Origin of the sequence: Saccharothrix sp. ST-888, from assembly GCF_000955975.1 — a bacterium.
GTDB lineage: Bacteria > Actinomycetota > Actinomycetes > Streptomycetales > Streptomycetaceae > Kitasatospora.
Map to the genome: position 1 here is coordinate 1 of NZ_JYJF01000164.1, position 9,384 is coordinate 9,384.

Annotated in this window: 5 protein-coding genes; 4 read left to right on the forward strand and 1 reads right to left on the reverse strand. The window is 72.6% G+C overall.

Features of this window, described 5'->3' with window-relative positions; genetic code table 11:
• Positions 1-247: 247 nt before the first annotated feature.
• The 3 genes from UK12_RS30695 to UK12_RS30705 all read left to right on the forward strand — a co-directional run bounded on the left by UK12_RS30695 (position 248) and on the right by UK12_RS30705 (position 4,098).
• A complete protein-coding gene (locus UK12_RS30695; protein ID WP_045306480.1) occupies positions 248-1,792 on the forward strand; it encodes a sugar ABC transporter ATP-binding protein in 1,545 nt (514 codons plus the stop codon).
• Complete coding sequence (locus UK12_RS30700; protein ID WP_045306481.1) at positions 1,789-2,877, forward strand: ABC transporter permease; 1,089 nt, start codon at positions 1,789-1,791, stop codon at positions 2,875-2,877. Before UK12_RS30695 ends, UK12_RS30700 begins: the two co-directional genes overlap by 4 nt.
• A 72-nt stretch (positions 2,878-2,949) precedes the next feature.
• Positions 2,950-4,098: a substrate-binding domain-containing protein gene (locus tag UK12_RS30705; protein ID WP_045306482.1), complete on the forward strand. Its 1,149-nt coding sequence runs from the start codon at positions 2,950-2,952 to the stop codon at positions 4,096-4,098.
• Between the two features lie 22 nt (positions 4,099-4,120).
• On the opposite strand, the gene UK12_RS41790 is transcribed toward UK12_RS30705, so the two are convergent.
• A complete protein-coding gene (locus UK12_RS41790) occupies positions 4,121-6,655 on the reverse strand; it encodes a SpoIIE family protein phosphatase (RefSeq protein ID WP_197085301.1) in 2,535 nt (844 codons plus the stop codon).
• Positions 6,656-7,132: 477 nt separating this feature from the next.
• Here UK12_RS41790 and UK12_RS30715 point away from each other — a divergent pair, with 477 nt between their 5' ends.
• Positions 7,133-9,268: a GAF domain-containing SpoIIE family protein phosphatase gene (locus UK12_RS30715; RefSeq protein ID WP_045306483.1), complete on the forward strand. Its 2,136-nt coding sequence runs from the start codon at positions 7,133-7,135 to the stop codon at positions 9,266-9,268.
• Positions 9,269-9,384 lie beyond the last annotated feature (116 nt).

Genomic DNA, 9,384 nt, shown 5'->3' on the forward strand with positions numbered 1-9,384 from the left:
GGCACGCGCCGGACATCCTCGCGAGTTGGCCGGAGGAGATTCCCGGGATCGAATGACCCGCCCTCCGGAAGGTCGCGGGGCCTGGCGTGTCAGGGACGCGGTGGCCGGGAGCGGATGGTAGGAAGGTGCACCGCGAGAAGGCGCCATGCGGGGACATCGCATATGTGGGGACATCGCACCGCCGGGCGCCCAGTAGGGCTCCCGACGCAGTCGGGAAGGACTCGGAGGACGAGCCCTGGAGAGGTCCATGCCTGACACTCCCGACACCTTGGCGGGCCCGCCCGTGGACGGCGGCCCGCTGGTCCGGATCCGCGGACTCGGCAAGCGGTTCGGCGGTACCCTCGCACTCGCCGGGGTCGACCTCGACATCCACCGGGGCGGCATCCTGGCGCTGCTCGGCCCGAACGGCGCCGGCAAGTCCACCCTCATCAAGATCCTCGCCGGGGTCCAGCACGCCGACGAGGGCGAGGTGACGGTGGCCGGGCACCCGCTCGGCACCGACGCCGCCTCCCGGAGCATGTCCTTCATCCACCAGGACCTCGGCCTGGTCGACTGGATGACGGCCGCCGAGAACATCGCCCTGGTCGCCGGCTACCCGCGCCGACACGGCCTGGTCTCCTGGCGGCGGACCCGGGAGCGCTGCGCCGAGGCGCTCGCGATCGTCGCCGGACACCTGGACCCCGACACGCGGATCGCCGACCTCGCCCCCGCCGAACGCTCACTGGTGGCCATCGCCCGCGCCCTGGCGACGCGGGCGGAGCTCGTCGTCCTGGACGAGCCGACCGCCAGCCTCCCCGCCGCGGACTGCGCCCGGCTCTTCGACGTCCTGCACACCCTGCGCGACCGGGGGCACGGCATCGTCTACGTCACCCACCGGCTCGACGAGGTGTACAAGGTCGCCGACACCTTCGCCGTCCTGCGCGACGGCCGCCTCATCAGCACCGGTCCGCTGGCCGGCCACAGCCTCGGGCGCCTGGTGCGCGACATCGTGGGCCGCGAACCGGCCGGCTACCGGCCCGCCACCGCCCCCGCCGAGGGACCGGCCGTGCTGAGCCTCGACGGCGTCCGGACCGAGGGCACCGGACCGGTGAGCCTGGAGCTGCACGCCGGTGAAGTCCTCGGCATGGTGGGCCTCACCGGCGCCGGCCACCTCGCCCTGGGCCGCGCCCTCGCCGGCGCCCGGCCGATCCTCGCCGGGCGGGTCCTGCTCGCCGGGCGGCCGTACTCCCCGCGCACGGTCGCCGCGGCGGTCGGCTCCGGCGTCGGCCTGGTGACCGGAAACCGCCAGGAGGAAGGCTGCGCGGCAGAACTGACGGTGCGTGAGAACTTCCTGGCGAACCCCCGGGTGGACGGCCTGCGGGCACTGCACCGGATCAGCCCCCGGCGCGAGCGCGCCGAGGCCGCCGCCCTGATCGAACGGTTCTCGGTGCAGCCCCGCGACAGCGAGGCCCCGATCGCCACCCTGTCCGGCGGCAACCAGCAGAAGGTCATGGTCGGACGGTGGCTCCGGGTGCGCCGACGGATGCTGATCCTGGAGGAGCCGACCGCCAGCGTGGACGTCGGCGCCAAGGCCGAGGTCTACCGCCTGCTCGACCGGGCGCTGGCGGCCGGCCAGGCGGTCCTGCTCATCTCCACCGACTTCGAGGAGGTCGCCACCGTGTGTCACCGCGCCCTGGTATTCGTCCAAGGGAGCGTGACCGCCGAGCTGACCGGCGAGGCCCTGACCGTCACCGCACTCACCCGTACCGCCTCGGCCATGCCCGCCGTCACCGGTACCGCGACGGACCGATGAGCACGTCCCCCTCCCGCCGGTCCCCGCTGGACCGCCTGCGCGGGCACCACGTCGGCACCTACGGCCTGCCGGCCCTCGCCGCCCTGCTGTTCCTGGTCTTCTCCCTCGTCCTGCCGGACACCTTCCCCACCGTCGACAACATCTCCTCGATCCTCTCCAACCAGTCGATCCCCGCGATCCTCGCGCTCGGCGCGACGATCCCCATCGTCACCGGCCGGTTCGACCTCTCCCTCGGCTACGGACTCGGCCTCGCCCACGTCATGACGCTGCATCTGCTCGTCGACGGCGGCTGGCCCTGGCCGCTCGCCTGCCTCGTGGTGATCCTCGGCGGAGCGGTCTTCGGGACCCTCAACGGTGTCGTCGTCGAGTTCGGGCAGATCGACTCCTTCATCGCCACGCTCGGCACCGGCAGCGTCCTGTACGCCTTCACCGGCTGGATCACCGGCGGCGCCCGGATCGTCCCCGGTGCGAACGGCCTGCCGGCCGCCTTCACCGACCTCTACGACTCCAAGTTCCTCGGCCTGCCGGTCTCCGCCTACTACGTGCTGGTCCTCGCCGTCGCCCTGTGGCTGCTGCTGGAACGGCTGCCGCTCGGCCGGTACATGTACGTCATCGGCTCCAACCCTCGGGCCGCCGAACTGGTCGGCATCCCCACCCGCCGGTACAGCGTCTACGCCTTCGCCGGATCGGGCCTGGTCGTCGGCTTCGCCGGTGTGCTGCTCGCCGCGCAGCAGCAGATCGGCAGCCCGAGCGTCGGCCTCGACTACCTGCTGCCCGCCTTCGTCGGCGCGCTGCTCGGCTCCACGGCGATCAAGCCCGGACGGGTCAACGCCCTGGGAACCGTGGCCGCCGTCGCCGTCCTCGCCATCGGCCTGGCCGGGATCGGCCAGCTCGGCGCCCAATTCTGGGCGATTCCGCTGTTCAACGGCACGGCGCTGCTCATCGCCGTCGGCCTGGCCGGCTACTCCGCGCGCCGCCGCCTGCGCGCCGCCGCCACCGGGACCGGCACCGGCACCGGCCGTCCACCCGTAAAGCCGTCGGCTGCGCCGCCGACCGACGGGCCCGCTCCGCAGGAGGCGCCGTGAACGGCCCGGTGTCCCCGCCGTGACCCCTGGCGGCACCCCCGCGCCGTCGATCCCCCTCCGCAAGGAGCGCCCGTGTACCCGAACCGCCGCACTGCCCTCGCGGTCGCAGCCCTGCTGACAGCGGCCGCCACCGTCGTCGGCTGCGAGCGCGGCTCGTCGACCGGCGCCGGGCCCTCGCCCGTGGGGCCGTCGACGGCAGGCTGCCCGACCGCTCTCGCCCGGGCCGAGGCGAACGTCCAGCAGGCGGAGCGCATCGACATCTCCTGGACCGGCCCCACCAGCGGCCCGACGGCGGTCTCCGACAGGTCCATCGCCTACGTCGCCCAGACCATGACCAACCCCGGTGTCGCAGGCGTCGCCAAGGGCGTCATCGAAGCCGCGAAGGTCATCGGATGGAACGTCCGGGTGATCGACGGGCAGGGCACACCGGTCGGCGTCCAGGCGGCGTTCAGCCAGGCGATCGACCTCAAGCCCGCGGGCATCGTCATCGGCGGCTTCGACCCCGGGCTGACCGAGCAGCAGCTGGCGCAGGCCGACGCGGCGCACATCCCGCTGGTCGGCTGGCACGCGGTCGCCGCGCCCGGCCCGAGTACGAACCCCCCGCTCTTCAGCAACATCACCACCAGCGTCGCCGACGTCGCGAGGAGCAGCGCGGACTGGATCATCGCGGAGTCCAACGGGAACGCCGGAACCGTCGTCTTCACCGACGACTCGATCCCGTTCGCCAGGAACAAGTCCGAACTGATCAGGAACCAACTCGCCACCTGCCCGAGCGTGAAGCTGCTGGCCTACGAGAACATCCCCATCCCGGACTCGAGCAGCCGCACCCCGCAGGAGGTCTCCTCCCTCCTCGCCCGCTTCCAGGGCCGGTGGACGTTCTCCGTGGCCATCAACGACCTGTACTTCGCCGACGCCGCCCCGGCCCTGCGGGCGGCCGACAAGCCGGGCGGCGGCGCCCCGTACAACATCGGCGCGGGCGACGGCGACCCCTCGGCCTTCCAGCGCATCGACAGCAGACAGTTCCAGGCCGCCACCGTCCCCGAGCCGCTCACCGAGCAGGGCTGGCAGATCATCGACGAGTTCAACCGTGCCTTCTCCGGCAGCCCCGCCAGCGGCTACGTCGCACCGGTCCACATCGCCACGGCCGCCAACAGCAACGGAGCCACCTCCTGGGACCCGCCGGGCTACCGGGCGGCGTACCGGAAGATCTGGGGCAGATAGCCCGCTCTCCTGAGCGCGACCGTCAGGTGGCTTCCCCGGCGGAGAGGTCCTGTTCGGCCCAGATGGTCTTGCCGGTGGGGGTGTAGCGGGTGCCCCACCGCTGGGTCATCTGGGCGATGATGAACAGGCCGCGGCCGCCCTCGTCGTCGCTCTCGGCGTGGCGCAGGTGGGGTGTGGTGTGCCCGGTGTCGGAGACCTCGCAGATGAGGCTCCGGTCGCGGATGAGCCGGACGTGGATCGGGCCGTCGGCGTAACGGATGGCGTTGGTGACCAGCTCGCTGACGATCAGCTCGGTGGTGAAGGAGAGGTCGTCCAGCCCCCACTCGTGCAGTTGCCGGGTGGCCGCGGTGCGCGCGCCGGCGACCATGGCCGGGTCGGCGTCCAGCTCCCAGACGGCCACCTGGTGCTCGTCGAGCATCCGGGTGCGGACCAGGAGCAGCGCCGCGTCGTCGTCCACCGGCCCCGGCAGCAGGGTGGCCATCACGCGGTCGCAGAGCTCCTCCAGGGGTCGCCGGTGTTGGGCGAGGATGTCGGTGAGCAGGCGCAGTCCCACCTCGGCGTCGTGGTCGGCGGTCTGGATCAGGCCGTCGGTGAAAAGCGCGATGAGGCTGCCTGCGGGCAGCGGCAGGTCCGTGCTCCGGAACGGCAGGCCGCCCATGCCCAGTGCGGGGCCCGGCGGGAGCTCCGGAGAGCTGACGCCGCCGCCGTCCGGCCGGGCGATGGCGGGCGGTGAGTGTCCGGCGCGCGCCATGCTGCACTGCCCGGTCAGCGGGTCGTACACCGCGTACAGGCAGGTCACGCCGTGGGCTTCGTCGCCCGGCGGCTTCGAGCCGGACCGGCCGGGGAGGCCGGCCTGCTCCTGGGCGGCCTGTTCGACCACGTCGTCCAGGCGGGAGAGGAGCTCGTCCGGGGCGAGGTCCAGCCGGGCGAGGACGCGCACGCTGGTGCGCAGGCGTCCCATGGTGGCGGCGGCGTGCAGTCCGTGGCCGAGCACGTCGCCGACGACCAGGCCGACCCGGGTGCCCGACAGCGGGATGACGTCGAACCAGTCGCCGCCCACCCCGGACCGGCTGTCGGCGGGCACGTAACGGCTCGCCGACTCGACCGCCGTCTGCGGCGGCAGGTGCTGCGGCAGCAGGCTCCGTTGCAGCCGGAGGGCCGCCGTGTGCTCACGGGTGACGATCGGCATCAGGACGACGCCGATCAGCAGGGCGCCGAGGCCCAGGACGGTCACCCCGCCGGTCCGTCCGATCACGGGCAGGTCGAAGGCGGTCGAGCCGTAGGCGGGGTCGGCGTAGACGTCGAAGGCGGCGTAGCAGAAGAAGTAGAGCATCATCAGCCCGCCCAGGGCGGGGAGCACGCCTTTGAACAGCAGGTCCCGGCCGCTGCGGGTGAGCACCTTGCGGTAGTACCAGACGCAGGCGAAGCCCGTGAGGCCGTAGTAGAACGCGATCGCGAGGCCGACCGAGTCGATGGAGTCGGTCAGGACGTTGCGGCTGACCGTGGTCAGCAGGACGAGGAAGCCGATCGAGGCGAGGCCCATGCCGATGGTCGACCAGGTCGGGGTGAGGTACCGGCGGTGCACCCGGGCGAAGCGGGAGGGGATGGCCTTGTGCGCGGCCATGGAGAAGACGGTCCTGGCCATCGGCAGGATCGTGGTCTGGGTGGAGGACACCGCGGAGGTCAGCACCATGAGGATCAGCAGTTTGGTGAAGAACCAGCCCAGGCCCTCGTTGCCGAAGACCGCGTGGCCAAGCCCGGACAGCACGTCTCCGGAGTTGTTCGTGTTGCCCAGTCCGATGCCCTCGGTGCCGACTCCCGCGAACGCCTGGGCCGAGGTGGAGACCAGGGCGTAGATGACCAGCAGCAGTACGGTCGAGAGGACCGCCGTACGCCCGGGGGTGCGGCTGCTGTCGGCGGTCTCCTCGTTGACCGAGACGGCGGTGTCCCAGCCCCAGTAGAGGAAGACGGCGGAGAGGATGCCCGCGGTCAGCGCCCTGGCCGAGGACACCTCGAACGGGTTGAACCAGGAGGCGGAGACGTGGATCGCCGTCCCGGCGCCCCCGGTGTAGACCCTGACCAGCGCCATGACGGCGAACAGCACGAGCACCGCCACCTCGATGCACAGGAGCCGGCGCTGGACGGCGGCCGAGACCTCGATGCCGATGTAGCAGACCGCGGTCATCACGGCGATCCAGACGCCCCCCGCGACGGTGGTCCACAGCCTGCTGTCCGCGAGTGAGGCGAACCCCAGGAGGCGGAAGCTGTAGATGCCGGCGATCTCCGCCAGGTTCGCCATCACGATGATGTCGGCGACGATGATGCCCCAGCCGCCCATCCAGCCGGCGCGGGGGCCGAAGGCGCGGGTCGCCCAGGTGAAGGCGGTCCCGCAGTCGGCGTCGCTCGCGTTGAGCTCCTTGTAGGCGTAGGCGATCAGCAGCATGGGGATGAAGGCCAGCATCGTGACGATCGGGGCCTGGAGGCCGACCCCCGCCACGATCAGCCCGAGCGTTGCCGCCAGGCTGTACGCCGGACCGGTGGAAGCCAGACCGATCACCACCGACGAGAACGGCCCCAGGGCACTGGCCTTGAGCCCTTTCTCACCCGGGCCCGGACCGGGCGCCAGCGGCGCGGCGGACTCGACGGGGCCACCGATGAGCTCCGCACCCGATCCCGACGCGGGACCCTGGTCGCGCGCAGCCCGATCATGCGCGACGCGATCACGCGCGACGCGACCGTCGGGACAGCCCGGGCGGCTGCCCCGGCGCTGTCGGCCGCCCGTCTGCGCAGCGTAGGCCCCCGTGCCACGCGCTCCGTGCGGTCCGGGCCGGGCATCCATGCTTCTCATGCTGCCCCCGGGGCCACGGCAGCGCATGCTCCGAGGCCCGCCGGGGCCGATGCTCTCCGCTCGGCAGCGGTCCGGCCGCGGTCACCGGCCGCGGATCCGCCGTACGGGACATTCGGTGTCGTCCGGGCGACTATGGGAACAAGGCCGTCGCGGGCACCCCCGTCGGCCGGAGACGAGGTGGTTGCGGTGAGCACGTCACAGCCCGCACTCTCCCGGCTCGGGTCCAGCGGGACGAAACCGGTCGCCGAGGGCGACCTCGGTGCGCTGGCCCGGATCCTGCGGTCGGCGTCCGGCCGACTCGGCGCACACGTCGGCGGACTGTACCTGCTGGGGGGCGCCCCTCCCGTGCTCCACCTGACGATGACGCTCGGGGCGGGGCGGCAGTTCACCCGGCCCTGGGAACGCGTCGGCCTGGCCGCACCGATCCCGGTGGCGGACGCGGCGCGTGACGGCCGCCTGGTGTGGGTGGGCGGTGCAGCGGAGCTGGCGCGGCGGTATCCGCGGGTCGCGGTGGCCATGCCCTACGCCTTCTGCCTCGCGGCGATCCCGCTCGCCACCCCGCAGCGCACGTACGGTGCGGTGTTCCTGCTCTGGCCCGCCGCCCACCCCCCCGAGCTGTCACCGCAGGAGCGCGACCGGCTCATCGAGCTCGCCCGCGGGCTGACCGGCGAACTGGAACGGGCCGAGCGCGCCGGGCAGCCCGCCCGACCGGGCCGCAAGCCCCTGGGGGTCAGCACCGAGCGGGCCAGCGCACTGAGCGCCATGACGGCCCGGCTGCCCGAGGGGCTCTGCGCCATCGACCAGCGCGGTCTGCTGACCGTCGTCACCGAGACCGCGGCCGACCTGCTGGGGGAGCCCGCCGACCGGCTGATCGGCGCCCGGCCCTGGGTGGCGCTGCCCTGGCTCCGCGATCCCGTCTACGAGGACCGGTACCGGGCGGCGGTGATCAGCGGGCAGCCCACCTCGTTCGTGGCCCTGCGGCCCCCGGACCGATGGCTGTCCTTCCGGCTCTTTCCGGACGTCTCCGGACTCACCCTGCGCATCACCGACGCCGAGGTCGCCGAGCACGAACTGGAGGTTTTCCAAACGGCCACCAGTCCCGACATACCCACGCGGGCCGGGGTGCTGTACCACATCCTGCACCTGGCCGGTGCGTTGACCGAGGCGGTCAGCGTGCAGGACGTGGTGAGCATGATCTCCGACCAGATCGTGCCCGCCTTCGGGGGTCAGGCGGTCGCGGTGCTGCTGGCCGAGAGCGGCCGACTGCGGATCGTCGGCCACCGGGGCTACCCGCCGGGCCTGGTCGAGCAGTTCGACAGCACCCCGCTCACCGCCGCCACCCCGGGCGTCCAGGCGCTGACCAACCCGGTACCCGCCTTCTTCGAGACCCGCGCCGAACTGGAGCGGCTCTACCCGGGCCGGCGGGAGACCCAGGACGGCATGGCCGCCTGGGCCTACCTGCCGCTGGTGGTCTCGGGCCGACTGATCGGCACCTGCGTACTCGCGTTCGCCGAGGCGCACCGCTTCACCGTGGACGAACGCGCCGTGCTCACCGCCCTCGGCGGCCTGATCGCCCAGGCCCTGGACCGGGCCCGGCTGTACGACACCAAACTCAGCCTCGCGCAGGGGCTCCAGGAGAGCCTGCTGCCGCACGCGCTGCCCGTCGTCCCGGGCCTGGAGACCTCCGCGCGCTACCTCCCGTGCACGGACGGCATGGACATCGGCGGCGACTTCTACGACCTCATCCGCATCGACGGCGACACCGCCGCCATCGTCATCGGCGACGTCGAGGGCCACAACGTCAACGCCGCCGCGCTGATGGGCCAGATCCGCACCGCCGTACACGCCTTCGCAACGGCCGACGCCGATCCCAGCACCGTGCTGGGCCGCACCAACCGCCTGCTCTTCGAGCTGGGCACCACCCTGCTGGCCAGCTGCGCCTGCCTGCGGGTCGACCTGTCGCAGCGGGTGGTCCGGCTGGCCAATGCCGGACACCCCCCGCCACTGCTGTGCACCGGCGGCCGGGTACAGGTGCTGAGAGAGCACAACGGCATGGTGCTGAACGTGGAGCGCGCCGCCTGTTATCCCCTGACCCGGGTCGAGCTGCCGATCGGCAGCACGCTGGCCCTCTACACCGACGGCCTGGTCGAGGATCCCGGAGCCGACCTCGACCACGTACTGGACGGCCTCGGCTCCACCTTCGCCCGCTGCGGCGGTGAGCCGCTGGAGCAGGTGGCCGATTCGCTCATCAGCCACGCGGAGCGGTCCAGACACCGCACCGACGACATCGCGCTGCTGCTGGTCCGTTCCGTGCCCCGCTGAACCGGGAAGTCCTGGTGGGTTGGTGGGGTGTGGGTGTGGCGAAGGGGCCCGGTGCGTGTGCACGGGGCCCCTTTTCGCGTGGTGCGGTGGTGCTGTGTGTGGGGGTGGGTTGGTTT